The sequence below is a fragment of the Amycolatopsis xylanica genome (genome assembly GCF_900107045.1).
GTDB classification, from domain to species: Bacteria; Actinomycetota; Actinomycetes; order Mycobacteriales; family Pseudonocardiaceae; genus Amycolatopsis; species Amycolatopsis xylanica.
Genome location: NZ_FNON01000001.1, coordinates 186,785 through 213,430, shown reverse-complemented (window position 1 = coordinate 213,430; position 26,646 = coordinate 186,785). Strand labels below are relative to the sequence as shown.

The 26,646-nt window shown below is 68.5% G+C and carries 24 protein-coding genes; 5 read left to right on the top strand and 19 right to left on the bottom strand.

The annotated features are described in order from the left end of the window. Positions 1–12 precede the first annotated feature (12 nt). From BLV57_RS00905 to BLV57_RS00895, 3 genes are read right to left on the bottom strand one after another with little or no spacing between them, the layout of a single operon-like run. The gene (locus BLV57_RS00905; RefSeq protein ID WP_176968456.1) at positions 13–1,332 is read right to left on the bottom strand and encodes an ABC transporter substrate-binding protein; all 1,320 of its coding nucleotides are present in this window, start codon (positions 1,330–1,332) and stop codon (positions 13–15) included. Positions 1,333–1,346: 14 nt separating this feature from the next. Then, a complete protein-coding gene (locus BLV57_RS00900) occupies positions 1,347–2,156 on the bottom strand; it encodes a carbohydrate ABC transporter permease (protein ID WP_091285344.1) in 810 nt (269 codons plus the stop codon). A gap of 35 nt (positions 2,157–2,191) precedes the next feature. After that, a complete protein-coding gene (locus BLV57_RS00895; RefSeq protein WP_176968455.1) occupies positions 2,192–3,076 on the bottom strand; it encodes a carbohydrate ABC transporter permease in 885 nt (294 codons plus the stop codon). 108 nt (positions 3,077–3,184) lie between these two features. On the opposite strand from BLV57_RS00895, the gene BLV57_RS00890 reads away from it, so the two are divergent. Next, a complete protein-coding gene (locus BLV57_RS00890; protein ID WP_091287794.1) occupies positions 3,185–4,159 on the top strand; it encodes a LacI family DNA-binding transcriptional regulator in 975 nt (324 codons plus the stop codon). A 118-nt stretch (positions 4,160–4,277) separates the two neighbouring features. Here BLV57_RS00890 and mmsB read toward each other — a convergent pair whose 3' ends face one another. The 14 genes from mmsB to BLV57_RS00820 all read right to left on the bottom strand — a co-directional run bounded on the left by mmsB (position 4,278) and on the right by BLV57_RS00820 (position 20,345). After that, on the bottom strand, positions 4,278–5,495 hold the full coding sequence (gene mmsB, locus BLV57_RS00885; protein ID WP_091287793.1) for a multiple monosaccharide ABC transporter permease: 1,218 nt from the start codon (positions 5,493–5,495) through the stop codon (positions 4,278–4,280). 9 nt (positions 5,496–5,504) lie between these two features. Next, a complete protein-coding gene (gene mmsA, locus BLV57_RS00880) occupies positions 5,505–7,019 on the bottom strand; it encodes a multiple monosaccharide ABC transporter ATP-binding protein (RefSeq protein ID WP_091285341.1) in 1,515 nt (504 codons plus the stop codon). Between the two features lie 5 nt (positions 7,020–7,024). Beyond that, positions 7,025–8,146: a multiple monosaccharide ABC transporter substrate-binding protein gene (gene chvE, locus BLV57_RS00875; RefSeq protein ID WP_091285339.1), complete on the bottom strand. Its 1,122-nt coding sequence runs from the start codon at positions 8,144–8,146 to the stop codon at positions 7,025–7,027. 16 nt (positions 8,147–8,162) lie between these two features. Beyond that, positions 8,163–9,668, bottom strand: coding sequence for an L-arabinose isomerase (gene araA / locus BLV57_RS00870; protein WP_091285336.1), 1,506 nt, complete (start codon positions 9,666–9,668; stop codon positions 8,163–8,165). Beyond that, a complete protein-coding gene (locus BLV57_RS00865) occupies positions 9,665–10,351 on the bottom strand; it encodes an L-ribulose-5-phosphate 4-epimerase (RefSeq protein WP_091285334.1) in 687 nt (228 codons plus the stop codon). Before BLV57_RS00865 ends, araA begins: the two co-directional genes overlap by 4 nt. Next, a complete protein-coding gene (araB, locus tag BLV57_RS00860) occupies positions 10,348–12,015 on the bottom strand; it encodes a ribulokinase (RefSeq protein WP_091285332.1) in 1,668 nt (555 codons plus the stop codon). Before araB ends, BLV57_RS00865 begins: the two co-directional genes overlap by 4 nt. A gap of 78 nt (positions 12,016–12,093) precedes the next feature. Continuing rightward, positions 12,094–13,068: a galactofuranose ABC transporter, permease protein YjfF gene (yjfF, locus tag BLV57_RS00855; RefSeq protein ID WP_091285329.1), complete on the bottom strand. Its 975-nt coding sequence runs from the start codon at positions 13,066–13,068 to the stop codon at positions 12,094–12,096. Beyond that, entirely contained in the window at positions 13,065–14,099 is a 1,035-nt protein-coding gene (locus BLV57_RS00850) for an ABC transporter permease (RefSeq protein ID WP_091285325.1), read from the bottom strand. Before BLV57_RS00850 ends, yjfF begins: the two co-directional genes overlap by 4 nt. Further along, positions 14,096–15,589 (bottom strand): sugar ABC transporter ATP-binding protein, encoded by a 1,494-nt coding sequence (locus BLV57_RS00845; RefSeq protein ID WP_245757083.1) that lies wholly within the window; start codon positions 15,587–15,589, stop codon positions 14,096–14,098. The genes BLV57_RS00850 and BLV57_RS00845 overlap by 4 nt, the downstream gene beginning before the upstream one ends. 31 nt (positions 15,590–15,620) lie before the next feature. Continuing rightward, entirely contained in the window at positions 15,621–16,559 is a 939-nt protein-coding gene (locus BLV57_RS00840; protein ID WP_091287792.1) for an ABC transporter substrate-binding protein, read from the bottom strand. 106 nt (positions 16,560–16,665) lie between these two features. Continuing rightward, complete coding sequence (locus BLV57_RS00835; RefSeq protein WP_091285319.1) at positions 16,666–17,685, bottom strand: LacI family DNA-binding transcriptional regulator; 1,020 nt, start codon at positions 17,683–17,685, stop codon at positions 16,666–16,668. Between the two features lie 105 nt (positions 17,686–17,790). After that, on the bottom strand, positions 17,791–18,963 hold the full coding sequence (gene fahA / locus BLV57_RS00830; RefSeq protein WP_091285317.1) for a fumarylacetoacetase: 1,173 nt from the start codon (positions 18,961–18,963) through the stop codon (positions 17,791–17,793). Beyond that, the gene (locus tag BLV57_RS00825) at positions 18,960–19,763 is read right to left on the bottom strand and encodes a hypothetical protein (RefSeq protein ID WP_091285315.1); all 804 of its coding nucleotides are present in this window, start codon (positions 19,761–19,763) and stop codon (positions 18,960–18,962) included. The genes fahA and BLV57_RS00825 overlap by 4 nt, the downstream gene beginning before the upstream one ends. A gap of 48 nt (positions 19,764–19,811) precedes the next feature. Next, a complete protein-coding gene (locus tag BLV57_RS00820; RefSeq protein ID WP_091285312.1) occupies positions 19,812–20,345 on the bottom strand; it encodes a MarR family winged helix-turn-helix transcriptional regulator in 534 nt (177 codons plus the stop codon). Positions 20,346–20,955: 610 nt separating this feature from the next. On the opposite strand from BLV57_RS00820, the gene BLV57_RS00815 reads away from it, so the two are divergent. Beyond that, on the top strand, positions 20,956–21,381 hold the full coding sequence (locus BLV57_RS00815) for a hypothetical protein (RefSeq protein WP_091285310.1): 426 nt from the start codon (positions 20,956–20,958) through the stop codon (positions 21,379–21,381). Positions 21,382–21,460: 79 nt separating this feature from the next. On the opposite strand, the gene BLV57_RS00810 is transcribed toward BLV57_RS00815, so the two are convergent. Continuing rightward, the gene (locus tag BLV57_RS00810; protein ID WP_218134547.1) at positions 21,461–23,032 is read right to left on the bottom strand and encodes a sigma-70 family RNA polymerase sigma factor; all 1,572 of its coding nucleotides are present in this window, start codon (positions 23,030–23,032) and stop codon (positions 21,461–21,463) included. A gap of 168 nt (positions 23,033–23,200) precedes the next feature. Between BLV57_RS00810 and BLV57_RS00805 the strand changes: the two genes are divergently transcribed. Both BLV57_RS00805 and BLV57_RS00800 read left to right on the top strand, forming a co-directional pair. Next, a complete protein-coding gene (locus tag BLV57_RS00805; RefSeq protein ID WP_091285306.1) occupies positions 23,201–24,253 on the top strand; it encodes an LLM class flavin-dependent oxidoreductase in 1,053 nt (350 codons plus the stop codon). Positions 24,254–24,341: 88 nt separating this feature from the next. After that, positions 24,342–25,349: an isopenicillin N synthase family dioxygenase gene (locus tag BLV57_RS00800; protein ID WP_091287790.1), complete on the top strand. Its 1,008-nt coding sequence runs from the start codon at positions 24,342–24,344 to the stop codon at positions 25,347–25,349. On the opposite strand, the gene BLV57_RS00795 is transcribed toward BLV57_RS00800, so the two are convergent. Further along, positions 25,346–25,936: a hypothetical protein gene (locus tag BLV57_RS00795; protein WP_091287789.1), complete on the bottom strand. Its 591-nt coding sequence runs from the start codon at positions 25,934–25,936 to the stop codon at positions 25,346–25,348. The two genes, BLV57_RS00800 and BLV57_RS00795, sit on opposite strands and share 4 nt — an antisense overlap. A gap of 126 nt (positions 25,937–26,062) precedes the next feature. Between BLV57_RS00795 and BLV57_RS00790 the strand changes: the two genes are divergently transcribed. Then, on the top strand, positions 26,063–26,638 hold the full coding sequence (locus tag BLV57_RS00790) for a dihydrofolate reductase family protein (protein ID WP_091285304.1): 576 nt from the start codon (positions 26,063–26,065) through the stop codon (positions 26,636–26,638). The last annotated feature ends 8 nt before the right edge of the window (positions 26,639–26,646 follow it).

The window sequence follows — 26,646 nt, the reverse complement described above, 5'->3', positions numbered from 1 at the left end:
CTTCTCGGTCGGTCATCCGGCGCTGACCGTGAAGCCCTGCTGGTTGCCATAGTCCACCAGCGCCTTCTGCCAGGCGGCCAGTCCCGCGTCGAGCCCGGTGCCGCTCAGGTAGGCCTTGCCGACGGTGTCGCTGAAGACGCTGTTGGCATATGTCTGGTACGGCAGGTAGCTCCAGCCCTTCGCGACCGTCTTCGAGGCCTCGGTCAGCACCTGGTTGATCTTCTGCCCGCCGAAGTACGGCACGGCTTCGTCGGTGAACGCCGGGGAGCTCAGATCCGCTGTGGTGGCGGGAAATCCGCCGCCGTCGATGAACGGCTTGACACCGTTGCCGTGGTTGAGCCAGCGCACGAAAGCCGCGGCGAGCGCCGGATTGGCGCTCTGCTTCACCACAGACTGCGTGCTGCCGCCATTTTCCGCGGTGACCGGCTGACCGTCATAGGTCGGCATCGGCGCCACGGCCCACTTTCCGGCGCCTCCGGGGACCGAGGACATGAAGTTGCTCGGCATCCAGGCGCCGGTGACCAGCGAGGCGACCGTGCCGTCGCCGAGCGAGCGGAACCAGTCGTCCGACCACTCCTTGACCGGCGCGAGCAGCTTGCCCTCGAGCAGTTTGCTCCACGTCGCGGTCCACTTCTTGGCGCCCGCGTCGGCCAGGTTGATCTTCACGTTCCGGCCGTCGGTGGTGAACGGCCGCCCGCCAGCCTGCCAGATCATGCTCAGCGCGAAACCGGGGTCGCCGGTGTCGGCCGTGATGTACTTGGCCGGGTCGGCGGTGTGCAGCTTCTTGGCCGCGTCGACGTACTCGTCCCAGGTCTTCGGCACGGCGATGCCGTACTTGTCGAAGACCTCCTTGTTGTAGAACAAGGCCATCGGGCCGGAGTCCTGCGGCAGGCCGTAGGTGCCGTTGTTCACGCGGATACTCGACCAGGTCGAAGCGCTGTAGTCCTTTTCGAACGCTCCGAAGCCATACTGGTCGAGATTCACCAGCGCGTCGGTCAGCGCGAACTGCGGGAGCGCGTAGTACTCGATCTGCGCGACGTCCGGACCACCGGAGCCCGCCTTGATCGCGTTCTGGAGCTTGGTGTACTCCTCCTTGTTAGTGCCCGCGTTGACGTAGTTGACCTTGACATTCGGGTATTCCTTCTCGAACGCGGCGACCTGGTCCTTGGCCGACGGCGTCCAGCTCCAATAGGTGATCGTCCCGCCGGCTTTCAAGGCAGCGTCGATGGAATCCTGATTGCCCGCCGGTGTGGTTCCGGACGAGCAGGCGGCCAATGTTGCCGCCAGTGCCACGGCGGCGGCCGCCCTGACACGACTGCGAATGCGCGACATCGAATGTCCTTTCCTTATTGCTTGACGCTGCCCGCGCTCAGCCCTGACTGCCAGAACCGTTGCATGAGCAGGAAAGCGAGAACGAGAGGAATGATGGTGAGCAGCGAACCGGTGAGCACCAGGTTGAAGATCGGCTGCGCGCCCGCGCCGTTCGCCTGCGCGCTCCACTGGTTGAGGCCGACGGTCAGCGGATACCACTTCGGCTCGCTGAGCATGATCAGCGGGAGGAAGTAGTTGTTCCAGGTCTGGACCATCGTGAACAAAGCGACCGTGACGATGCCCGGCACCAGCTGGCGCAGGGTCACCGTGAGGAAGATCCGGATCTCCCCCGCGCCGTCGATCCGCGCGGCCTCGAGAAGCTCGTCGGGGATGGCATCCGCGGCGTACACCCAGATGAGATAGAGGCCGAACGGGCTGATCAGCGACGGGATGATGATGGCCAGTGGCGTGTTGGTCAGCCCGAGCTTGCTGAACAGCAGGAACGTCGGCACGGCCAGCGCCGTGCCGGGGACGGCGACCGCGCCGAGCACGACCGCGAACACCGCGCGGCGGCCGGGGAACCGGTACTTCGCGAGCCCGTAGCCCGCGGCGGTGGCGAGGATCGTCGCGCCGCCTGCGCCGACGACGACGTAGAGCAAAGTGTTGCCCAGCCAGCGAAAGAAGATCCCGTCGTGGTAGGTGAACGTCTGGCCGATGTTGTCGAACAACGCGAACGGGCCGCCGAAGGACAGCCCGGACGTGGTGAACAGCGCGGCCTGCGTCTTGGTCGCGTTGATGATCAGCCAGAGCAACGGCACGAGGGTGTAGACGAGGTACAGCGCCATCACCGCGGTGAGGGCGCGTGATTTCCGTGGCCGCGTCACAGTTCCCTCCGGGTGCCGCGCAGCTGCACGACGTAGGCGATGATCGCGGTGATCACGCCCATCACGATCGCGACGGTGGCGGAGTAGTTGTACTGCTGGCCGCCGAAGGACAGGTTGTAGGCGTACATGTTCGGCGTGTAGAAGGTGCCGATCACGTTGGGCACCAGCGTGCGCATGATGTTGGGCTCGTTGAACAGCTGGAAGCTGCCGATGATCGAGAAGATGGTGGCGATCACGATCGCGCCGCGCAGTGCGGGCAGCTTGATGCTGAACACGGTCCGGAACGCGCCCGCGCCATCGATCGCCGCCGCCTCGAAGAGTTCGCCGGGGATCACCTTCAGCGCGGAGTAGAAGATGAGCATGTTGTAGCCCACGAACTCCCAGGTGACGACGTTCCCGATGGACGCGAGCATCCAGTTGTCCGACAACGGTTTCACCACATCGCGGCCGAGCAGGTGGTTCAGGTCGGCCGCGAGTCCGAAGTGGTCACCGTAGATGAAGCCCCACATCAGCGCGGCGACCACGGCGGGCACCGCGTACGGCAGGAAGATCACCACGCGGAAGAAGCCGGCCGCGTGCAGCCGCGCGCTGTCGATCGCCAGCGCCGCGATCAGCGCGAGCACCAGCATGATCGGCACCTGCACGGCGAGGAACACCAGCACCCGGCGGAAGGACTCCCAGAACTTCGGGTCGGCGAGCACCTGGGTGTAGTTGTCGGCGCCGACGAACGTCGTCCCGCCGAAGAACGCCTGGTCACGAAAGAGGCTGAGGCCGAACGCGTAGCCGATCGGGGCGAGGAAGACCAGCGCGAACACCACGATGAACGGGGCGACGAAGAGCCAGCCACGCCACTGGCGTGCCTTGAGCGCTGTGGACGACATCGTCCCTCCGGCGTGGATGTTTACGTGAACATGCGGCGGCCGATGCTAACGTGTTGACGTAAACATGTCCAGGATCAGCGAGGAGTGACCGTGGCCCGCACACCGTCGATGGCCGACGTGGCGAAGGAGGCCGGGGTCTCGGGCCAGACCGTGTCCCGGGTCGCCAACGGCAAGACGAACGTCGACGAGGCCACCCGCGAACGCGTGCTCGCCGCGATGCGCCGCGTCGGCTACCGGCCGAACAGCGCCGCGCGGGCGTTGCGCAACGGCCGGTTCTCGAGCATCGGCGTGATCATCTCGGCGCTGTCCACCTTCGGCAACAGCCGCACCCTCGAAGCCGTCACGGCCGCGGCGGCCGCGGAAGGCTTTTCGATCGTGCTCATGCCGGTGGACCGGCCGTCGCAGGGCGAGGTGGCGGGCGCCTTCAGCCGTCTCGACGAGCAGGCGGTGGACGGCGTCATCATCCTGATCGAGCAGCACCAGCTCAACGAGAGCGAGATCGAGCTGCCCCAAGGACTTCCGGTGGTCGTCATCGACGCGGGCGGACGCCGCGACCTTCCCGTCGTCGACTTCGACCAGGCCGCGGGCGCCGCCGCCGCGACCCAGCATCTGCTCGACCTCGGCCACCGCACGGTCTGGCACATCGCGGGCCCGCCCCAGTCCTACGCGGCCGAACGACGGCGGGATTCTTGGCAGGCAACGCTTTCCCGCGCGGGCCGCGAGGTTCCGCCGGTGGTCACCGGCGATTGGTCGGCGGCGTCGGGGTACGCGCACGGCCTTCGGCTGGACGCCTCGGCCACCGCAGTGTTCGCGGCCAACGACCAGATGGCGCTGGGGTTGTTGCGGGCGCTCCACGAACTCGGCCGGACCGTGCCGGGTGACGTGAGCGTCGTCGGGTTCGACGACATGGACGAGGCCGCGCATTTCTGGCCGCCGCTGACCACGGTGCGGCAGTCGTTCGGCGAGGTGGGCCGCCAAGCCGTGGGCGCGCTGCTGGCCGAGATCACGGGCGGGCGCGGAGAGCCGGTGTCGATCATGGTGCCGACCGAGCTGGTGGTCCGCTCGAGCACCGGCCCGGGATAAAGCGGGCTTTATCCCGGACGCTTTTCCCGGGATAAAGCCCGCTTTATCCCGGGCCTCCCCCGGACCTCTCCCGGGCTCGGAGGCGGACAGGCGGCGTGATGCCCGCCTCCGAGGTCCCTCAGCGGGCGCGGCGTTTCGTCCACACGTCGTAGGCGACGGCGGCGAGCAGCACGAAGCCCTTCACCAGGTTGACGCTCTCGGTCGGCGCGCCGATCAGGGACATGCCGTTGTTGATCACGCCCATGATCAGCCCGCCGGTGATCGCGCCGATCACCTTGCCGACCCCGCCCTGCACGGCCGCGCCGCCGATGAAGGCGGCCGCGATGGCGTCGAGCTCGAACATCGTCCCGGCCGTCGGGCCCGCCTGGTTGAGCCGCCCGGCGACGATGATCCCGGCGAGCGAGGCCAGCACGCCCATGTTCACGAAGATCCAGAACGTCACCGCCTTGACCTTCACGCCAGAGAGCGTGGCGGCCTGCAGGTTGCCGCCGATCGCGTAGATGTGCCGCCCGAACACCGCGCGCGTCGTCACCACCGAGTAGCCGATCACCAGCACCGACAGCAGTATCAGCACCCACGGCAGGTTCTTGTACCTGGCCAGCTGCACCACGACGAACAGCACGACCAGCGCGGCCGCCGCGATCTTCAGCACGAACATCGGCAGCGGGTCGACCTCCTGCAGATAGCGCTGCCGCGCCGCGCGCTTGCGTGACTGCGACATGATCGCGCCCGCGATGACCGCGATGCCGATCAGCAGGCTCACCAGGTCGGCGCCGCCGAGCGGGCCGAGGCCGATGTTGCCGAGATAGCCGCCGGTGAACCCGTTCGCCAGCGTCCGCACCGCGTCGGGGAATGGGCCGATCCCCTGATTACCGAGCACGGTCAACGTCAGCGCGCGGAAGATCAGCATCCCGGCGAGCGTCACGATGAACGCGGGCAACCCGAAGTAGGCGACCCAATATCCCTGCCACGCCCCGATCGCCGCGCCGGCGAGCAGGGTGATCAGCAGCGCGAGCGGCCACGCCACGTGCAGGTTCACCATCAGCACGGCCGAGATCGCGCCGGTCAGCGCCACCACCGAACCGGCGGAGAGGTCGATGTGCCCGGCGATGATGATCAGGATCATGCCGATCGCCAGGATCAGCACGTACGAGTTCTGCACGATCAGGTTCGAGATGTTCTGCGGTTCCAGCAGCGCGCCGCCGGTGAGGATCGAGAACAGCACGACGATCAACGCGAACGCGACGTAGATGCCGCTCTGGCGCGGGTTGAACGAGATCCGTTTCGGCGCTTCGGGCCTCGCCACTTCCGGCGCGCTGTCGACGGGGGACGTGATGGTCACGGTTTACTCCTGTTCCCTGGTCATGGCGCGCATCAGGCCTTCCTGCGTGGCCTCGGCCCTGCCCACTTCGCCGGTGATCCGCCCACCGGAGAGCGCGTAGATCCGGTCGCACAGCCCGAGCAGCTCGGGCAGCTCCGAGGAGATGACCAGCACGGCCTTGCCCTCGTCGGCCAGGCGGTTGATGATCGTGTAGATCTCGTACTTGGCGCCGACGTCGATGCCGCGGGTCGGCTCGTCGAGGATCAGCACGTCCGGATCGGTCAGGATCCACTTGGACAGCACGACCTTCTGCTGATTGCCGCCCGAGAGCGTGCCGGTGACGCTGTCCACGTCCGGCGCCTTGATGTTCATGCTCTTGCGGAACTCCTCCGCGACCCGATGCTCCTCGTTGCCGTGCACCCAGCCGCGTTTGGACAGCTTGCCCAGCGCCGCGGCGGAGATGTTGCGCTTGATGTCCTCGATGAGATTGAGCCCGTAGCGCTTGCGGTCCTCGGTGGCGTAGGCGATCCCGTGTGCGACCGCGTCACCGACCGACCGGACCTCGATCTCCTTGCCGTCCTTGACCAACCGGCCTGAGATGTCCTTGCCGTAGGACCGCCCGAACACGCTCATCGCGAGTTCGGTACGGCCTGCGCCCATCAGCCCGGCGAGCCCGACGATCTCGCCGCGACGCAGTGCCAGGCTCGCGCGGTCGACCACGACCCTGGTTCCATTGTGGACCGTCCAGTCCTCGATCCGGAGCACCTCGTCCCCGATCCGCGGCTCGCGCGGCGGGAACCGGTTCTCCAAGGTCCGGCCGACCATTCCGGCGATGATCCGGTCCTCGCTGACCATCGCGGCGTCCAGTGTCTCGATGGTCCGGCCGTCACGCAGGATGGTGATCGAGTCGGCGATCGCGGCGATCTCGTTGAGCTTGTGCGAGATCAGCACGGACGTGACGCCGTCCTCGCGCAACCCGCGCAGCAGGTCGAGCAGGTGCGCGGAGTCGTCGTCGTTCAACGCGGCGGTCGGCTCGTCGAGGATGAGCAGCTTGACCTCTTTGGACAGTGCCTTGGCGATCTCGACCAGCTGCTGCTTGCCGACGCCGAGGTCGAGCACCGGCGTCACCGGGTTCTCGCGCAGGCCGACCCGCCGCATCAGCACCCCGGCGTCGCGGTTCGTGCGATTCCAGTCGATCAAGCCGCCACGGGCTTGTTCGTTGCCCAGAAAGATGTTCTCCGCGATGGACAATTGCTGGCACAGCGCGAGTTCCTGATGGATGATCACGATGCCGCGCCGTTCGCTGTCGCGGATGGCGGAGAACGCGCACGGCTCGCCGTCGAAGACGATCTCGCCGTCGTACGAACCGTGCGCGTACACGCCCGAGAGCACCTTCATCAGCGTGGACTTGCCCGCGCCGTTCTCGCCGCAGATCGCGTGGATCTCGCCCCGGCGCACCGAAAGGTTCACGTCCTGCAACGCCTTGACGCCGGGAAAGGACTTGGTGATGCCACGCATGCGAAGGATTTCGTCGGTCATGGCCCCTACTTCAGCTGGTCCGCGGTGTAGTAGCCCGAGTCGATGAGTTCCTTCTGGTAGTTGCCCTTGTTCAGGATGACCGGCTGCAGCAGGTACGACGGGACCACCTTCACGCCGTTGTTGTAGTCGGTGGTGTTGTTGGCCTCGGCCTTGCCGCCCTTGAGCACCGCGTCGGCCATCTTGACCGTGACCTCGGCGAGCTTGCGGGTGTCCTTGAAGATGGTCGAGTACTGCTCACCGGCGATGATCGACTTGACCGACGCGATCTCGGCGTCCTGCCCGGTGACGACCGGATACGGCTGGCCCGCCGTGCCGTAGCCGTTGCTCTTGAGTGCCGACAGGATGCCGATCGAAAGCCCGTCGTACGGCGAGAGCACGCCCTGCACCTTGGCGCCCGAGCTGTAGGTCTTGGTCAGCAGGTCTTCCATGCGCCGCTGTGCGGTCGCGGGCTGCCAGCGCAGGATCGCCGCGACGTTGAACTGCGTCTGTCCACTCTTGACGACCAGCGTGCCGTTGTCGAGGTGCGGCTTGAGCACGGACATGGCGCCGTTGAAGAAGAACGTCGCGTTGTTGTCGTCCGGCGAACCGGCGAAGAGCTCGACGTTGAGCGGTCCCTTGGCGTCGCCGGGCGAACCGTCCTCTTTGAGCACCTTGAGCCCGGTGAGCAGTGAGGTGGCCTGCTGCACGCCGACCTTGAAGTTGTCGAAGGTCGCGTAGTAGTCGACGTTGGGGCTGTTGCGGATCAGCCGGTCGTAGGCGATGACCGGGATCTTCTTGTCGGCGGCCTCCTGCAGCTGGGTGGTGATGGCCGTGCCGTCGATCGAGGCGATCACCAGCAGCTTCGCGCCCTTGGTGATCTGGTTCTCGATCTGGTTGACCTGCGTCGGGATGTCGTCCTCGGCGTACTGCAGGTCGACCTTGTAGCCCAGCTTCTCCAGCGCGGACTTGATGTTGTCGCCGTCGTGGATCCAGCGCTCGGACGACTTGGTCGGCATGGTCACGCCGACGAGGCCGCCCGCGGCCGCGGCTCCGGCCGGCGCCTGCTGCTCGGTCGTCTTCGTGCTCGAGCCGCAGGCCGTGAGCGCGACACTCAGCGCGACCCCGACTGCCAGTTTCGTGAACCTCATTGTTCCTCTCCTGTCCTCAGAATCCTTGTGCGAGGCGGTAATACGCCTGGTTCCAGCGCATCCGGTCGGCCATCGAGGCCGGGGTGGTCGCCTGGTCGATCAGCAGCAGCTCGACGTCGAGCATGGTGGCGAAGTCGCGGATCGTCTCGGCGCCGACGGCCTGGGTGAGCACCGTGTGATGCGGCCCGCCCGCGGTGATCCAGGCCTCGGCGGACGTCGCGAGCGAAGGCGCGGGCTTCCACACCGCGCGCGCCACCGGCAGGTTCGGCAGCGGCTCGTCCGGCGGCACGACCTCGACTTCGTTGGCCACCAAGCGAAAGCGGTCACCGAGGTCGGCCATGCCGATGATGACCGCGTCGCCCGGGGCGGCGTCGAACACGAGCCGGACGGGGTCTTCCCGGCCGCCGATGCCGAGCGGGTGGATCTCGCACGACGGCCGCGCCGCCGCGATGCTCGGGCAGACCTCGAGCATGTGTGCGCCGAGGATCTTCGCCTCACCAGGGCCGAAATGGTAGGTGTAATCCTCCATAAAGGACGTTCCACGCTGGGAGCCGCGGCCCATCGCCTTGACCGCAGCAAGCAACGCCGACGTCTTCCAGTCGCCTTCGCCGCCAAAGCCGTAACCGTCGGCCATCAGTCGTTGCACGGCGATACCGGGCAACTGGCGCAGCCCGCCCAAGTCCTCAAAGTTCGTCGTGAAGGCACCGAACCCGCCGCGGGTAAGGAACGTCCGCATCCCCAGTTCGAGCCGGGCCGCGTACCGCAGCGAGCCATGCCGTTCGCCGCCCCTGTGCAGTTCGAACGCGATCGTGTAGGTGTCGCAGTACTCGGTGACGAGCTTGTCGATCTCGTCGTCGGTCACCTCGTCGACCACCGCGACCAGATCGTTGACGCCATAGGTGTTCACCGACACGCCGAACTTCAGCTCGGCCTCGACCTTGTCCCCGTCGGTGACGGCGACGTCGCGCATGTTGTCCCCGAAGCGGGCGAGCTTGAGCGAGCCGAGCGCCTGGCGGCCGACGGCCGCCCTGACCCAGTCGTCGACGCGAGTGGCCACCGCCGGGTCGGCCGCGTGCCCGGCGACGGTCTTGCGCGGCACGCCGAGCCGGGTCTGGATGTAGCCGAACTCGCGGTCACCGTGCGCGGCCTGGTTGAGGTTCATGAAGTCCATGTCGATGGACTGCCACGGCAACGCCTCGTTGAGCTGGGTGTGCAGATGCAGCAACGGTTTGCGCAACGCGTCGAGACCGCTGATCCACATCTTCGCGGGCGAGAAAGTGTGCATCCACGCGATCACGCCCACGCACGCCTCGTCGGCGTTGGCTTCGAGCATCACCCGGCGGATGGCCGCCGCTTCGGTGAGCACCGGCTTGCCGACGATCTCGGCCGACACCCGGCCCGAGTCGGCGAGCATCCGCTGGATCTGGAGCGACTGGCCCGCGACCTGGGCGAGCGTTTCCTCACCGTAGAGCGACTGGCTGCCGGTGAGGAACCAGACCTCGGTCTTGCGCTGGGTGTTCACTTTTCTCCTTGCTGCCCATAGACGTTCTGATAGCGCGCGTACAGCCGGTCGACGTCCTGTTCGGACAGTGGTTCCGGAGTGCCGAGCTGATAGGACTTGTGGACGGTCCGCGCGACGTCCTCGACCATCACCGCTGCCTTGACCGCGTCGCGCGCCGTCCGGCCGATGGTGAACGGGCCGTGGTTGCGCATCAGCACCGCGGGCGACCGGCTCCACTTGAGCGTTTCGACAATGCCCCGGCCGATCGAGTCGTCGCCGATCAGCGCGAACGGGCCGACCGGGATCTCGCCGCCGAACTCGTCGGCGATCATGGTGAGCACGCACGGGATCGGTTCGCCCCGTGCCGCCCACGCGGTCGCGTAGGTCGAATGCGTGTGCACGACTCCCCCGACCTCGGGCATGTGCCGGTACACGTACGCGTGCGCGGCGGTGTCCGATGACGGCGCGAGTTCGCCCTGCACCAGGTTTCCGTGCAGATCGGTGACGACCATCGTGGCCGCGGACAGGTCGTCGTAGGCGACCCCGGACGGCTTGATCACCATCAGGTCCTGGCCGGGCACACGGGCCGAGATGTTCCCCGCGGTCCAGATGACCAGCTCGTACCGGGTCAGCTCGCCGTGCAGTGCGGCGACTGTTTCCCGCAGCTGTTCGAAGGTTTCGGTGACCTCGGCGGCCAGGCTCATCGGCTCTGTCCTTTCCGGACGGCGCGGCGGCGTGCGGCCAGTCGGTGCATGACGTCGTTGCCGCCACGGCCGAAGTAGTCGTGAAGGTTGAGGTACTCGGCGTAAAGCTCGTTGTAGGCCAAGACGTTCTCCGGAATCGGGCGGTACACGGCGCGCCGGACCGAGCCCATGACCGCGGACGCGGCAGGCACGTCCGGATACGCGCCCGCGGCGACCGCGGCGTGGATCGCGGAGCCGAGCGCCGGTCCCTGCGCTGACCCGGCGACCGACAGCGGCAGGTTCGTCACGTCGGCGTAGATCTGCATCAGCAGCTCGTTCTTGACCAGCCCGCCCGCGACGATCAGCTCGGTGACCGGAACACCTGCCCCGCCAAAGGTTTCGATGATCTTCTGGGTGCCGAACGCGGTCGCTTCCAGCAGCGCGCGGTAGATGTCCTCCGCACGCGTGGCCAGCGTCTGGCCGACGATCACGCCGGACAGCTCATGGTCGACGAGCACCGACCGGTTGCCGCTGTGCCAGTCGAGCGCCACCAGCCCGTGCTCGCCGATCTCCTGATCCGCGGCGAGCCCGGTGAGCAGGTCATGCACAGAAACACCCGCCCGATCGGCTTCCTCCACATAGGACGCCGGGACGCCATGCTCGACGAACCAGCCGAAGATGTCCCCGACCCCGCTCTGCCCGGCCTCGTAACCCCACTGACCCGCCACGATGCCGCCGTCGACCACACCACACATCCCCGGCACCTCACGCAGTTCGGCGCCGTTCATCACGTGACAGGTCGACGTGCCCATGATCGCGACCATCTGGCCAGGCTCGACCGCCCGCACGGCGGCCGCGGTGACATGCGCGTCGACATTGCCGACGGCGACCGCGATGCCCTCGGGCAGTCCCGTCCATTCCGCCGCCCGCGCGGTGAGACCACCCGCCTTCGCGCCCAAGGCGCCCAGCGGCTGCGCGAGCTTGTCGTCCACAAAGGATTCGAAGCCCAGCTCCTTGAGGAACTCGGCGCTCGGATACCGGCCGTCCTGCAGGATTCCCTTGTACCCGGCCGTGCAGGCGTTGCGGACATAGGTGCCACAGAGCTGCCAGACGATCCAGTCGGCCAGCTCGACCCAGTGCCGCATCGCGTCGTAGACGTGCGGCGCCTCTTCGAAGACCTCCAGCGCCTTGGCGAACTCCCATTCGGCCGAGATGAGCCCGCCGTACCGTGCCAGCCACCGCTCGTCGCGCGCGGCGGCGAGTGCGTTGATCCGGTCGGCCTGGGACTGGGCGGCATGGTGGCGCCAAAGCTTCACGTAGGCGTGCGGCTCGTCCTCGAACTCGGGCAGCTCGCACAGTGGCGTGCCGTCGGCAGTGGTCGGGACCATGGTGCAGGCGGTGAAATCGGTGCCGATCCCGATCACGTCCCCTGGATCGGCCCGTGCTGCTTCGAGCGCCGCGGGCACCGCGGTGCGCAGCACGTTCAGGTAGTCCGACGGCATCTGCAACGCCCAGCCGGGCGGCAGTTCCCTGCCGGTCTTGGGCAGCACCCGATCGACCACGCCGTGCCAGTACGGCGACACGGCACTGCCCAGCTCCGCGCCGTCACGGACGCGCACGACCACCGCCCGCCCGGACAGCGTCCCGAAGTCGACGCCGACGACGAGCGGCTCCCCTGTGCTCACCTGAGTCCTCCTTGAGACGTGAGTGTTAGCGCTAACAGAGTCGTGAGTGTTCCCGACGGTTAGAACCGTCGGGAACACTCACGACCCCCTGCGGACGACCAGCCTTTGCAGAGCGATGAAGACGAACAGCAGCGCGCCCGTGATGATCGAGGTCCACCAGGAGTTCAGCGTGCCGTCGAAGGTGATCAAGGTCTGGATGATGCCCAACACCATGATCCCGAGCACGGTGCCGAGCACGTAGCCGGAGCCACCGGTCAGCAGGGTGCCGCCGATGACCACCGCCGCGATCGCGGTCAGCTCCAGCCCGATCCCGTTGAGCGGATCCCCGGAAGACTTGTACAGCACCAGAAGCAGCCCGCCCAGCGCCGAGCAGAATCCGCTCAGCGTGTAGACCGCGATCTTCACCCGGCCGACGGCCAAGCCCATCAGCGACGCGGACTTGGCATTGCCGCCGATCGCGTACACCGTGCGCCCGAACCGTGTGCCGTAAAGGACATACGCCCCGACCGCCACCACGACCAGCGCGACGACGACCCCGATCGACACGTGCAGCTCGCCGCCGAGCGGGATCTGGGTCTGCGCGAGCGCGGCGATCGCCGGGTCGTCGATCGAGTACGCCTGGGTGCTGATCGTGTAACAAAGCCCCCTGGCGAAGAACATCCCGATCAGCGTGGCGATGAACGGCTGGATCTCGAAGACGTGGATCAGCACGCCCATCCCGGACCCCAGCGCGGCGCCGAGCACCAGCACCGCCGGGACCACCGCGGCCACCGGCCAGCCCTGGTTCTGCAGCAGGTCTCCACAGACCACAGTGGACAGTGCGACCACCGAGCCGACGGACAGGTCGATCCCACCGGTGAGGATCACGAACGTCATCCCGACCGCGACCACCAGCAGGAAGGCGTTGTTGATGAACAGATCGAGCACGACCTGGCCCGATCCGAACGCCTCATAGCTCACCGCACCGAAGACATAGGCGCCGATGAGCATCGCCATCGTCGCGAGAATCGGCAGATGCCGTTGCCGAGGCCGGTAGCCCTTGAGCGTCGTCATACCGCCGCCTCCACCTTCTCCGGAGTTTCGGCCGGGGCGATCGGCCGCACCACGCGCCTGCCTGGCTTCCGCCGGAACCTGGGCGACTGCAGCAGGCAGACCGCGAGCACCACGACGGCCTTGACCAGCATGATCGCCTGCGGAGCGATACCGAGCGCGTAGACCGTGGTGGTCAGCGTCTGGATCAGCACCGCGCCGATCACCGAACCGCCGAGCGAGAACCGGCCGCCGGTCAGCTGAGTGCCGCCGATCACGACCGCGAGGATCGCGTCGAGCTCGATGAACTGCCCGGCGTTGTTGCCGTCGGCGCTGTGCACGTTCGCGCTGATCATCAGCCCGGCGATGCCCGCGCACAGTCCACAGAAGACATACGTGAGCCAGATCAGCCGGGCCGACCGCAGCCCGGCCAGCCTGCTCGCCTCGGGATTGCCGCCGACCGACTCGAGCAGCAGCCCCAGCGCCGACCGGCGCACCAGCACCGACGCGATGGCGAACACCGCCAGCGCGATCAGGATCGCGCTCGGCAGCGTCAGCACGAACCCGCTGCCGATCCACTCGTACGGCCCGGAGTTGATGGTGATGATCTGCCCGCCGGTGATCAGCTGCGCGATACCGCGCCCCGCGACCATCAGGATCAGCGTCGCGATGATCGGCTGGATGCCCAGCACCGCGACCAGCCAGCCGTTCCACGCGCCGAGCGCCAGGCTCAGCCCGAGCGCCAGCCCGACCGCCGCGAGCACGCCGCCGACGCCGCCGGGGTCACCGAGGCCGCTGATGTGCAGGCAGGCCAGCGCGCCGCTGATCGCCACCACCGCGCCGACCGAGAGGTCGATCCCGCGCGTGGCCACGACCAGTGTCATGCCGATCGCGATGAGGATCAGCGGCGCCCCGTTCTTGAGGATGTCGATCACGTTCCCGTAGAGATGACCGTCGCGCAGCTCGACCGCGAAGAACGACGGCCGCGCGATCAGGTCGGCCAGCAGCAACGCCAGCAGCGCGGCCACGGGCCAGAACAACCGGTGTTTCGTCATCGGGCCACTCCCTCGGCCATGACCGCCATGAGCCGCTCCGCGGTCAGCGAGTCGTTGTCCACCTGCGCGACCACCACGCGGTCGCGCAGCACCGCGACGCGATGACTCAGCCGCAGCACCTCCTCCAGCTCGGCCGAGACGAACACCACCGCCATCCCGTCCGCGGAGAGCCGGGTGACCAGGCGCTGGATCTCCGTCTTGGCGCCGATGTCGATGCCCCTGGTCGGCTCGTCGAGGATCAGCAAGCGCGGTTCGGTGATGAGCCATCTGGCGAGCAGCACCTTCTGCTGATTGCCGCCGCTGAGCTCACCGACCCTGGCCTCGGGATTCGCGGGCCGAATGTCCAGCGCCTCGATGTAGCGCGCGGCGATCTCGTCCTGACGGCGCCGCGTCAACGGCCGGGCCCAGCCCTTCGACGCCTGGAGCGCGAGCACGATGTTCTCGCGCACGGTGAGCTCCTCGATCAGCCCTTCGGTTTTGCGGTTCTCGGAGCAGAACGCGATCCCGTGGTCCAGCCCGGCGCGAGGACCGCGCAACGCCGTCGTCTCACCACCGATGCTCATCGAGCCGCTGTCCGCCTGGTCCGCGCCGAACAGCAACCTGGCCAGTTCGGTGCGCCCGGAACCGAGCAGGCCCGCCAGCCCCAGCACCTCGCCTTCGCGGATGTCGAGTGAGAACGGCGCGATGCCACCCCGGCGTCCGAGGTCGTCCGCCACCAGCAGGACCGGCGCGCCCGCCACCTCGGCGCGGCTGTGCCCGGCCTCCTCCAGATCCTCGAGCGCGGCGAGTTCCTTGCCGAGCATCCTGGTCACCAGCTCGACCGGGGTGATCTCCTCGGTGCGGTACTCGCCGACGAGCTTTCCGTTGCGCAGCACGGTCATCCGGTCAGCGACGGCGAAGACCTGGTCGATGAAGTGCGAGACGAACAGGATCGCCATCCCCTCGTCGCGCAGCGAGCGGAGCACGGCCAGCAGCCGGTCGACCTCGCCGGCGTCGAGGCTGGACGTGGGCTCGTCGAGCACCAGCACGCGTGCTTCGACGTCGAGCGCCCTGGCGATCGCCACGAGCTGCTGCACCGCGATCGAGCAGCTCCCGAGCTCGGCCGTGACGTCCACCTCGACGTCCAGCCTCGCCAGCAGGGCCTCGGCGCGCCGCCGCATCCCACGCCAGTCGATCCGGCCACGCCGCCGCGGTTCCCTGCCGAGGCAGATGTTCTCCGCGACCGACAGGTTCGGGCAGAGGTTGACCTCCTGATAGACCGTGCTCACCCCGGCACGCCGCGCTTCGCCCGGCGTGCCGAACGCGACGGGCGAACCGTCGAGCTCGACGCTGCCGTCGTCCACCCCGTGCACGCCGGTCAGCACCTTGATGAGCGTGGACTTGCCCGCGCCGTTCTCCCCCATCAAGGCGTGCACCTCGCCGGGGAACATCCGGAAGCCGACGTCGTCGAGTGCGAGCACACCCGGGAACTCCTTCCGGATGTGACTCATGCGCACCAGCGCGCGAGGCCGCGACATCGGCTCAGTACTGCCGCTGGGGCAGCGCGGCCTTCGCGGCCGCCTGGTCGAATTCGGTCTCCGTCGTCTCGATGCGCGGCGGCACCTGCTCGCCCGCGACGACCTTCTTGACCAGGTCCATCAGCTGCGGGCCGAGCAGCGGGTTGCACTCGACGACGTGGTTGATCTTGCCGTCGGCCAAGGCCTGCAGCGCGTCACGCACCCCGTCGACCGAGACGATCTTGATGTCCTTGCCCGGCACCTTCCCCGCGGCCTGGATGGCCTCGATCGCGCCGAGCGCCATGTCGTCGTTGTGCGCGTACAGCACGTCGATCTTGGGCTGGGACTTCAGGAAGGCCTCCATGACCTCCTTGCCTTTGGCGCGGGTGAACTCGCCGGTCTGCGAGGCGACGACCTTGAACCTCGGGTTCGCGGCGATGACGTCGCCGAACCCCTTCTTGCGGTCGTTCGCGGGCGCGGATCCGGTGGTGCCCTGCAGCTCGACGATGTTCACGTCACCGGCCGCCGACGCGTACTCCTTGGTCAGCCACTCCCCCGCCTTCTTGCCCTCCGCCACGAAATCCGAGCCCAGGAAGGTCTTGTAGAGCGTCTTGTCCGGGGAGTCGACCGCACGGTCGGTCAGGATGACGGGGATGTTGGCGGCCTTCGCCTCCTTGAGCACGGTGTCCCAGCCGGACTCGACCACCGGCGAGAAGGCGATCACCTTCACCTTCTGCTGGATGTACGACCGGATCGCGGTGATCTGGTTCTCCTGCTTCTGCTGCGCGTCGGAGAACTTCAGCTCGATCCCGGCTGCCTTCGCGGCGTCCTGGACGGACTTCGTGTTCGCCGTCCGCCAGCCGCTTTCCGCGCCGACCTGGGCGAACCCCAAGGTGATCGCGCCACTTCCGTTCGCCGCCTTGCCGCCGCCACCGCAGGCGGTGAGCAGCAGCAATCCCGCCATCGCGGCGGCCACTGTCCCTCTTGCCACATCGACTCCTAGATCCGCGTTGATCAGTTGAGTTAGCGCTAACATTCAGGCGGGACCCACCCAGCGGCGATCCCCGATCTCAAGACAAACCGGTGCTCTCCCGCACGATCAGCTCCGGCGCGACCAGATCCCTGGCCCGGTGCGCGCCGCCGTTCATCCGCTCGCTCAGCACCGCGTACGTGCGGCGGCCCACCTCGACGAAGTCCTGGCGCACCGTCGTGAGCGGCGGTGTGTAGTACGCGGCCTCGGGCACGTCGTCGAACCCGACGATCCGCAGCTCGCCGGGCACGCTGATCCCCGCCTCTGTGCACGCGCGGAGAAAGCCCAGCGCCATCTGGTCGTTGGCCATGAACACCGCGTCCATCCCGCGCTCGCCGACGAGGGATCGCCCCGCCGCGTAGCCGGACCGCGCGCTCCAGTCCCCCCGGAGCACCGGCGGGATCTTCGCGCCGTGGGCTTCCAGGGTTTCCCGCCAGCCGCGCTCCCGGTCGAGCGCTTCGAGCCAATCCCCGGGCCCCGCCACGTGCCAGACGGTCTTGTGCCCGAGCGCGAGCAGGTGCTCGGTCGCCCGGCGCGCGCCGTCGTACTGGTCGACGGACACGACCGGCACCGGCGCGTCGTCGCCGCCACCGACCGCGACCAGCGGGACGTCGCCCGGCACGGCTTCGAGCGCCCGTGCGGCGGTGACGTGCGGGGCGATCACGATGATGCCTTCGACGGCCTGGCGCCGCAGCCGGTCCACCGCGTCCGCGATGGACGACCGGCCAGGCCTGGTGATACTCGTGATCGTCGTCGCGTAGCCCGCTTCGCGAGCCGCGCTTTCGATACCGCTCAAGGTGCTCGCCGGCCCGTAAAGGTTGGCCTCCAGCGCGATCACGCCCAGCGTCCCGGACCGGCCGGTGACCAGTGCCCGGGCGACCGTGTTGAGCCGGTAGTCCAGCTTCTCGATGGCGGCCTGCACGCGGGCCTTGGTCTCGGCCCGCACCGGGCCGGTCTCGTTGATCACCCGCGACACCGTCATGTGGGACACGCCCGCCAGCGCCGCGACATCGGCCAGGCTCGCCTGTTTTCCCGCCTTGCCGGCGTCTTCGCGTGCCATTCGTCCGCATCCCGTCCACCCGCCGCCGTGACGGGTGCCGCAAATGTTAGCGATAACAACGAGTCCGTCAAGTGGCCCGACCATCACAGTCGGGTCACATGAGGGCTAGTCGGCCGGGAGCACGCGTCCCCGGACCTCGCCGAAGCCGATGCGGCCGCCGTTCGCGCCGGGCGCGGTGCCGGTGATCACCACTTCGTCGCCGTCGAGCAGGAAGGTGCGCTCCTCGCCCTTCACGGTGAGCGGTTCCTTGCCGCCCCAGCTGAGTTCGAGGAACGCGCCGCGCTGGCGCTTTTCCGGGCCGGAGATCGTGCCGGAGCCGTACAGGTCGCCGGTGCGCGACGACGCGCCGTTGACCGTCATGTGCGCCAGCATCTGCGCGGGTGACCAGTACATCTCGCGGAAGGGAGGGCGGCTGACCTCTTCGCCGTTCCATTCCACGACCAAGTCGATGTCGAGGCCCCACGGGCTGCTTTCGCGCAGGTACGGCAGCGGCTCGGGGTCTTGGCCCGGCAGCGGGATCCGCGCGGCCTCCAGCGCCAGGATCGGCACCACCCACGGCGAGATCGAGGTCGCGAAGCTCTTGCCCAGGTTCGGGCCCAGCGGCACGTACTCCCACGCCTGGATGTCCCTGGCCGACCAGTCGTTGAGCAGCACCGCGCCGAACACGTGCCTGGCGAAGTCGTCGGGGGCGATCGGGGTGTTCAGCGGCGTGCCGGTGCCGACGACGAAGCCCAGCTCGGCCTCGATGTCGAGCCGCGCGCTCGGGCCGAAGACCGGCGCCGGGTCGTTCGGGCCCTTGCGCTGGCCGCTCGGGCGCACGATGTCCGTGCCGGAGACGAGGACGGTCCCGGCGCGCCCGTGGTAACCGACCGGCAGGTGTTTCCAGTTGGGCAGCAACGGTTCCGCGTCCGGCCGGAACAGCCGCCCGACGTTCGACGCGTGGTGCTCGGAGGCGTAGAAGTCGACGTAGTCCGCGACCTCGAACGGCAAGTGGAGCGCGACGTCGGCGACCGCGTGCACGGCCGCGTCCGGCACGTCGCCACCGACGAGCGCGCTGATCCGTTCCCGGACCGCCACCCAGCGGTCGTACCCCTGCGCCATGAACGGGTTCAGCGACGGCGCGGCGAACACGTCGTCGCCGAGCGCCGCGGCGAGGTCGAGCACGGAGTCCCCCACCCGGACGCCGACCCTCGGCGTGCCACCGCCGACGGAGAACACGCCGTAGGGCAGGTTGTCGGTCCCGAACGGGGAACCGGCCGGGATGTCGATCGTGGTCATGCCTCTCCTCGGGGCAGCAGGCCGAGACCGGCCAGCTCGGTCAGTGGGTCGTTGACGCTGCAGGTGCCGAACGAGGTGAACCGCGCGCGGACCGCGCCGGCGTCCAGCTCACGCACCCGCGCCGCGACGACATCGCCGTCGCGCTCGGCGAGCAGTTCTTCGGCACGCTCGGGGTCGCCCGCCGCGAGCAGCAGATTGAGGAACCCGTGCTGCTCGAAGCCGGTCTCCGGATCGGTGTTGCGCACCGCGTGGTGCAGCCCGGCGGTGGCCTTGAACGCGACACCCGCCTCGATGGCCGCGCGAATCGCGGCGGCCAGCTCGGCCTCGTCGGGGTACAGGTCGGCGCGGACACCCCCGGTGCGGAACTTGGCACGGTGTCCCGTCCCGGCGAGCGCACGCAGCAGCGGCACGCGGCGATCGTCACGCGGGATCTCGATGTACACCGGGGCGGTCGCGGCCGTCACCGCTTCGAGCACTTCGTCCGGCCCCATGCCGTTGGGCACGGCGATTTCCAGCGCCTGCACCTCCACCGGCAGCTCCCCGGCGGCCTCGAGCACACCGGCCAGCTGAGCGGGCCCGCCGGGCAAGGTCACCGCGATCGGGAGCGGGGTTTCGCGCGGCGCGAGCAGCTCCCCCAGCCCGCCGAGCGCGGGCGCGGCGAGCACCAGCGGACCGACCAGGTCGGCGTACCAGGCCGTCTTGTACAGGTCGTGCGCGGCGATCGCGTCCGGCAGTGGCGCCAAGCCGGGCGGGAATACGGCGGCATCGTCACACAAGCCCGCGAAGACTGCGGGGATCATGCCATCAGCTCCTTCGGCCCATTTAGTTCACGTGTTAACTATCCACACTCAGTTCCGGCTCCGCGCGTCGAACTCGGCGCGGCTGGTGATCAGCTTCCCCAGCAACATGACCAGGATGCGTTGCTCGGTCTCGGTGAGCGCGTCCGTCCAGCCGAACTCGCGCTCGTTGTGCTCCCGGAACACCGAGACCATCTCCTCGTGCCCCGCCTCGGTCAGCGACAGCCGCACGGACCGGCCATCGCGCTCGTCCGGGGTCCGGTCGAGCAGGCCGTCCGCGACCAGCACCTTGACCAGGTTCGACACCGCGGCCCGACTCATCCCGGTCAGCCTGGCGGCGCTCTTCGGTTCCAGCGGCCCGGCCAGCCAGACCACGAACAGCAACCGGAAAGCCGACCACGACCGCCCGCGCGGCCGGTGCACGGCCGCTTCAAGGTCATAGGTGACCAGGTCGGAGGCGCGATTGAGAGTCAGCAGCACCTCGGTGGCCGACTGGTGCTCGAAGCCGTACTCCTCGGCGAGCCGCCGGTTGGCCAGCGCCACGAACGACCAGAAATCCAGCTCGGCCGCGTCCACGTCCTGCACGCCGCCAGCCTAGCCACCTGTCGCCAATGTAGTCAAACTCGAAACTATCTCCCGCGCGGTGTGGTTGCGCGATCAAGCTCGGGTAGGCGACCGTGCCCGCGCGGGTGGTAACTCCGCTGCGTCTAACGGAGCAGAGGTACCACTCGCACACGCCAAGTGCGCTGGGCGCACCACGTTTGACCTTTCGCGCAATACCCCAATGTCGGGTAGTTAAGGCTCGGCTCGCGTTGTCAATCGACGCGTGATCACGCGAAACCCGAGTTTGGGCCACCCACTGGCCCAAACTCGGGTTTCGCGAAGGCCAGGCCACCGCCAGCGGCCGCCCACAAGCCAACCAACGTCCACAAAGTACCCAAATCATCAATTTTTGCCCCGCAACGTCCCCTTTGCCCACCTTTTCGGGAAAGTTGGACGTAATGAGCGGGGCGTATGCGTCGCTCAGCGTTGTGAACGCCCCGTTCACAACGTTCAACCACTGCTTCGGAGGTTTACGTTCCACCTCCAATACGGCAGAAGTTGACGGCTTTGTTCAACCGCTGCGAGATTTCCGAAGAAGAGCCAGCCGCTAGCTTTTTGAGTTCCACAATCATCCAACGAAAGGAATCCAAGAATGTTGCGGAAGATAGTGGGCACACTGGGAATCGCGGGCGTGATAGCCGGTACCGCGCTTTCCGGCGCCGCGCCCGCCACGGCGGCGGCCGACGAATCGAAGGTCTACGTCGTGCACGACCTCGGAGGACAGTTCTACTGTGGCGGCCCTTATGACAGCGGCGTTCCCCGCTGCGAGGACAACTACCACTTCGGGCACACCAACCAGATCTTCGTGGTGGGCCTCGACCACGCGGTGTGGACGATCTGGAACGGGGGTGGCGGCTGGAGCGGTTGGCATTCACTGGGCGGCAAGGCGTACAGCTATGTCTGGTTCACCAACCAGCACGGCAGCGACTTCACGATCAACGTCGTCGGCGGCGACGGGAACCGCTGGTCCAAGCGCCGGTACGCGGGCGGAAGCTGGTCCAACTGGTACCGCAGCTGAATGGTCGTGAGTGTTCAGGCCGGTTAGAACCGGCCCAAACACTCACGAGCGTCGTCGACGAGCTGCTCGGTTTTCTTCGCTAGCCCGCGAAATCGTGGGTGAGCCAGACGGTGCCGCGCGCGTCGCGGGTGACGACGATGCCGATCCTGGTGAACGACGAGCTGAGGATGTTCTTGCGGTGGCCGTCGTTCGGCGGCTTCTCGTCGATCATGCTCTGCGTCAGGCCGAGCGCCATCCGGGTGATCGCGTCGGCCGAGTCGGCGACCGGGCCGCCGGTGCCGACGTTCTCCCCGCACGTGCTCCACTTGGCGCCCGCCGCCGTCGCCCGCTCGCCGAGGCCGGGTTCGCCGGGGCACTGGTGGGACAGCCCGCAGCCGCCGGCCATCTCCTGGTTGTGCTTGCCCGCGGCGGTCACCAGCGCCGGGTCCACCCGCAGCGCGGGCAACCCGGCGTCGGCGCGGGTGTCGTTGATCAGCGCGAGCACCTTCTCGGCCGCGGTCGAACCGCGCGGCTTCGGCGGCGTGGTCTTCGTCGTGGACGGCGGGGTCGTGGTCGACGGCGCCGGTTCGCTCGACTCGCTCGACTCGGTCTCGGTCGGCGACGGCGTGACGGTCGGCTCAGGCGACGGCTCCGAGGTCACCGAGACCGAAGGGGCCACGAAAGCATCGGCCGCCTGCGCGACCGGAGGCGGGGAGGACGGCGTGAGCGTCAGGACGCCGGCCACTCCGATCGCGCAGGCGACGGCGGCGCCGGTCGCCACGAGCGCCGGTTTCGCGCTGGCGAAGTTGGCCACCCGCCGGAACGGGGACACCGAAGCCAGCGGCGCACCGGCGGCGAGCTGGGCGGGCTCGTGCAGGCTCGACAGCACCCGGGGCAGGAAGCCTGCCGGGACCGAAAGGAGTGCCGCGCCGATCAGGATCCGCTCGATCGGCAGCGCGTCGAAGGCGCCGCGCCTGCAGCGCGAGCAGTCTTCGAGGTGACGCAGGAAACGCTTGCGCCACAACGGTCCCGGCTCGCCGGACCAGCCCTCGGCGGCCTGTGTGATGCCCGGGCAGCGCGGTTCGGCGGCCAGCGCGCGCACCAGTGGGCGGACGGCCTCCAGACGCGTCTTGAGCCTGCTGATGCGGACCGTGACGACGTGGGCTTCCAGTTGCAGCGCCTCGGCGACCTCGGTGCGGGTGAGGTGGCCCGCCCGCTCCAGCGTCCACAGCGCGAGCAGCTCGCGGTCGGCCGGCGCGAGCCAGCGTGCCGCCTCGTCGACCTCGCGCCGCTGCTCGGCGACCTGCAGCCGGGACAGCGCGACCTCGACGAACTCGGCCTCGGGGTCCGGGCGCTCCTCGTACTCGTCCAGCGGCGCGGGCGCGGCGTGGTTGCGGCGGTAGTGGTCGCGGATCTGGTTGAGGGTGACCGCGACCAGCCACGAGCGGAACCGGTCGGGGTCGCGCAACCGGTCGAGGTCGCGGACCACCCGGAGCATGGTCTCCTGGACGACGTCGTCGACGTCCGCCGCCGAGGACAGCGCGTGCCCGGTGATGCTGTACACGAGCTGTAGGTGGTCGGCGACCAGCGCGTCCATCGCCTCGCGGTCGCCCGCCCGCGCGGCCGTCACCTGGGTCATGTCCACTTGCGCGTGCCGCTCTCGACCGTTCACGTCAGAACCCTTACTTCTGCGACTGTTTGCCGTACGCACAGGAGACTGGGCGGCGACGGTACCGGTCACAGAAACCTCGCCACCAGTGGCCCAGATCACACTCCGAGGCCCGGGAATAGCCCCGCCCGCGCATGTGTTTGAGCGTTCAACTACTTTAGGGGAGTGGATATGGCTTACGAGATCCTGGGCACGCGGCAAGAGCCGACCTTCGGCCTGGACACCTTCGGTGACGTGGAGAACGGCGCGGACGGCCAGCCGGTGAGCCAGGCCGAGGCGATCCGGCAGGTCGTCGCGGAAGGCGTGCTCGCCGACCGGGTCGGCGTCGACTACTTCGGCGTCGGCGAGCACCACCGCACGGAGATGGCGGTGTCGTCGCCGGACGTCGTGCTGGCCTCGATCGCCGGGCAGACCGAGCGGATCCGGCTGGGCACGGGCGTCACGGTGCTCAGCTCGGACGACCCGGTCCGGGTGTACGAGCGGTTCGCCACGCTGGACGCTCTCTCCAACGGGCGCGCCGAGGTCACGCTCGGGCGAGGCTCGTTCACCGAGTCGTTCCCGCTGTTCGGCTACTCGCTGTCGGACTACGAGGTGCTGTTCGCCGAGAAGCTGGACCTGTTCACCAAGCTGCAGGAGGAGAAGCCGGTCACCTGGAACGGCACCGTGCGCCCCGCGCTCGACGGCGCGCAGGCCTACCCGGTGACCGAGTCCGGCGGCCTGCCCGCGTGGGTCGGCGTCGGCGGCACCCCGCAGTCGGTGGTCAGGGCGGCCGCGTACGGCCTGCCGCTGGTGATGGCCGTGATCGGCGGCTCACCCGAGCGCTTCACCCCGCTGGCCGACCTGTACCGCCGCGCCCTGCAGGAGGCCGGTCACGGCGAGCTGCCGCTCGGCATGCACAGCCCCGGTCACATCGCCGCGACCGACGAGCTCGCGATGGAGCAGCACTTCCCCCACCACCAGGCCGCCTTCGCGAAGATCGGCGCCGAGCGCGGCTGGGGCCCGATGTCCCGCGCCGACTACGACGCCATGGCGGGTCCCCGCGGCGCGCTGTTCGTCGGCTCGCCCGAGACGGTCGCCCAGAAGATCGCCTGGGCGGTGCGCACCCTCGGCCTGTCCCGCTTCCAGCTCAAGTACGGCGCCGGCGCGCTCCCGCACGAGCAGCGCCTGGAGTCGATCCGCCTCTACGGCGAGCAGGTCATCCCCCGCGTCAAGGAACTCCTCTGACGCCGGCGTCCGATCGGGCGGCACGTGCCGCCCGATCGGACGGCCGTTGGGCGGACATGGGCGGGTGCGCGGTGGCTACCTTCGCGTCATGACCCTCGTACCGACGATCGACATCAGCGCCTGGACCGGCGACCAGGCCGACCTGGTGACGGCCGTCGACGACGCCTTGACCCGCGTCGGCTTCCTGCAGCTCACCGGCCACGGCATCCCGCAGCCGACCATCGACACCATGCGCGAGGCCACCTCGGCCTTCTTCGCGCTCCCGATCGAGGAGAAGCTGCGCTCGGCACCCGCCGACCGCGCGTCGGACCGCGGCTACGCGGCCCAGGGAACCGAAGGCCTCGCTTACAGCCTCGGCAAGACGACCCCGCCCGACCTGGCGGAGTCGTTCGTCATCGGCGCGGAGGACATCGACGTGTCCGACCCCGCGGTCGCGGCCGAGCCGTACGGCTTCTTCGCGCCCAACATCTGGCCCGCCATCCCGGCGGACCTGCGCCCCGCGCTCACGGCGTACGCGAGCGAAGCGCACCGCGTCGCGCGAGTCCTGCTGGAGGTCTTCGAGCAGGCACTCGCACTCCCCCGCGGTTACCTCGACGCGTACACCCGCCACCCGTCACGCACCTTGCGCGTCAACCACTACGAGCGCCGCGCCGGTGTGCCGGAGCCGTTGCCTGGCCAGATGCGGCTCGGCGCGCACACCGACTACGGCATCGTCACCGTGCTCTGCGCCGACCCGGTCCCGGGCCTCCAGATCTTCGGCCCGGACGGCGCGTGGCACGACGTCGTCCCCGCCGAGGGCGCGCTGGTGATCAATCTCGGCGACCTGACGGCACAGTGGACCAACGATCGCTGGCGCTCGACCCTGCACCGGGTCGTGCCCCCGTCGGGCCCCGGTCCTTCACGACGCCAGAGTGTCGCGTTCTTCTTCGACGGCGACTACGACGCGCGTTTCGAGTGCCTGCCGACCTGTCAGTCTCCGGAGAACCCGCCGAAGTACCCGCCCGTGCTGGGCGGCGAACACCTCCACGCGAAGGTCACCGGCGGCCGGATCCTCGAGCCCGCCACCGCCATGAACACCGCCGCCGACCGGGGTTAACGCCTGCGCCAGTCCTCGAACTGCTCGGGCGTGCGGACGCCGTCGTCCAGCACCGACCGGTAGACGTCATAGCTGCTGACGATCGAGCCGTAGCCCGGATTCTCCGCCCACGCGTGCTTGATCCGCAGGATCGCCAGCCTGATGTCGTCGGTCAAGCGCTCGGGGAAAGTCTTGAGGTGTGCCAAATCGGGCTGACGGCCCGGATCGTCGACGAACCAGATGTCCAGGTTCCAGGTTTTCGCGGCCAGCGTGCGGTACTCGACCTTGAGATAGAGCCCGTCCGGGTACGCCGGGTCGACGTTCCAGTGGCCGGTGTCGTCCCGCATGGTCACCTGCCGCACCCTCGACTGGGCGATCAGGTCCGCGCCGATCCGCCAGACCGCCTCGTGGGTGGGTTCGTCGAGCTCGGGGCAGACCACCGTGAGGTCGATGTCGCGGCGGACCATCAGCCGCAAGGCCGAGCTGCCCACCCGGATGGGATCCCCCAGCGCGGCGAGTGCTTTGTCCAGCCCGAGCGCGGCGGTGACCTCGTCGGCTTCGGCCTGCAGTGCTTCCTGCCGTTCGAGCAGGTCGTCGGGAAACGCCATGATCACATTATGGGCGGCGACGCGCTCAGTAGGCTCGTGGCGAAACTTTCCCGGCGCGGTGTCGATTTCGGCGGCGGCCGTTCGACGGGTGAGTGACAGCAGGTCAGAGCAACCGAGGAGCACCAGATGCGCACCCTGATTTCCACCACGTTCGTCTCGCTCGACGGCGTCGTCGAGGCGCCTGGCGGGGAGCCGGGCTACCGCAACGCCGGCTGGACCTTCCAGGACATCGAGTTCGACCCGGCCGCCTACGAGCTCAAGGGCCGTGAGCAGGGCGAGGCGGCGGCCATGCTGATGGGCCGGGTCAGCTACCAGGTGTTCTCGCCGGTGTGGCCGACCATGACCGAGGAGTTCCCCGGATACAACGCGATGCCGAAGTACGTCGTGTCGACCACGCTCAAGGACGAGGACCTGGTGACCAACTGGGGTGAGACCACCATCCTGCGCTCGCTGGAGGACGTCGCCGCGCTCAAGGAGACCGAGGGCGGGCCGATCAGCCTGCACGGCAGCGCCACCCTGAACCGCAACCTGTCCGACGCCGGCCTGATCGACCGGTACCACCTGCTGGTGTTCCCGGTGCTGCTCGGCGCGGGCAAGCGGCTGTTCAGCGAGACCGACAAGGCCAAGCAGAACCTCAAGCTCCTCGAGAGCGAGTCGTACTCGAACGGCGTCCAGAAGCTGGTCTACGACGTGATCCGCTGACCACACCG

Excerpts from the sequence above, each read along its gene's own strand:
- BLV57_RS00805 (WP_091285306.1), top strand. The coding sequence starts at position 23,201 with ATGGCTTACGAGATCCTGGGCACGCGGCAAGAGCCGACCTTCGGCCTG.
- yjfF (WP_091285329.1), bottom strand. The coding sequence starts at position 13,068 with ATGACGACGCTCAAGGGCTACCGGCCTCGGCAACGGCATCTGCCGATT.
- BLV57_RS00850 (WP_091285325.1), bottom strand. The coding sequence starts at position 14,099 with ATGACGAAACACCGGTTGTTCTGGCCCGTGGCCGCGCTGCTGGCGTTG.
- BLV57_RS00800 (WP_091287790.1), top strand. The coding sequence starts at position 24,342 with ATGACCCTCGTACCGACGATCGACATCAGCGCCTGGACCGGCGACCAG.
- BLV57_RS00890 (WP_091287794.1), top strand. The coding sequence starts at position 3,185 with ATGGCCGACGTGGCGAAGGAGGCCGGGGTCTCGGGCCAGACCGTGTCC.
- BLV57_RS00795 (WP_091287789.1), bottom strand. The coding sequence starts at position 25,936 with ATGGCGTTTCCCGACGACCTGCTCGAACGGCAGGAAGCACTGCAGGCC.
- fahA (WP_091285317.1), bottom strand. The coding sequence starts at position 18,963 with ATGACCACGATCGACATCCCGGCCGGTTCCCCGTTCGGGACCGACAAC.
- BLV57_RS00835 (WP_091285319.1), bottom strand. The coding sequence starts at position 17,685 with ATGGCACGCGAAGACGCCGGCAAGGCGGGAAAACAGGCGAGCCTGGCC.
- BLV57_RS00845 (WP_245757083.1), bottom strand. The coding sequence starts at position 15,589 with ATGAGTCACATCCGGAAGGAGTTCCCGGGTGTGCTCGCACTCGACGAC.
- chvE (WP_091285339.1), bottom strand. The coding sequence starts at position 8,146 with ATGAGGTTCACGAAACTGGCAGTCGGGGTCGCGCTGAGTGTCGCGCTC.
- BLV57_RS00840 (WP_091287792.1), bottom strand. The coding sequence starts at position 16,559 with ATGGCGGGATTGCTGCTGCTCACCGCCTGCGGTGGCGGCGGCAAGGCG.
- BLV57_RS00815 (WP_091285310.1), top strand. The coding sequence starts at position 20,956 with ATGTTGCGGAAGATAGTGGGCACACTGGGAATCGCGGGCGTGATAGCC.
- BLV57_RS00790 (WP_091285304.1), top strand. The coding sequence starts at position 26,063 with ATGCGCACCCTGATTTCCACCACGTTCGTCTCGCTCGACGGCGTCGTC.
- BLV57_RS00895 (WP_176968455.1), bottom strand. The coding sequence starts at position 3,076 with ATGTCGTCCACAGCGCTCAAGGCACGCCAGTGGCGTGGCTGGCTCTTC.
- mmsA (WP_091285341.1), bottom strand. The coding sequence starts at position 7,019 with ATGACCGACGAAATCCTTCGCATGCGTGGCATCACCAAGTCCTTTCCC.
- BLV57_RS00825 (WP_091285315.1), bottom strand. The coding sequence starts at position 19,763 with ATGATCCCCGCAGTCTTCGCGGGCTTGTGTGACGATGCCGCCGTATTC.
- BLV57_RS00905 (WP_176968456.1), bottom strand. The coding sequence starts at position 1,332 with ATGTCGCGCATTCGCAGTCGTGTCAGGGCGGCCGCCGCCGTGGCACTG.
- BLV57_RS00865 (WP_091285334.1), bottom strand. The coding sequence starts at position 10,351 with ATGAGCCTGGCCGCCGAGGTCACCGAAACCTTCGAACAGCTGCGGGAA.
- BLV57_RS00900 (WP_091285344.1), bottom strand. The coding sequence starts at position 2,156 with ATGGCGCTGTACCTCGTCTACACCCTCGTGCCGTTGCTCTGGCTGATC.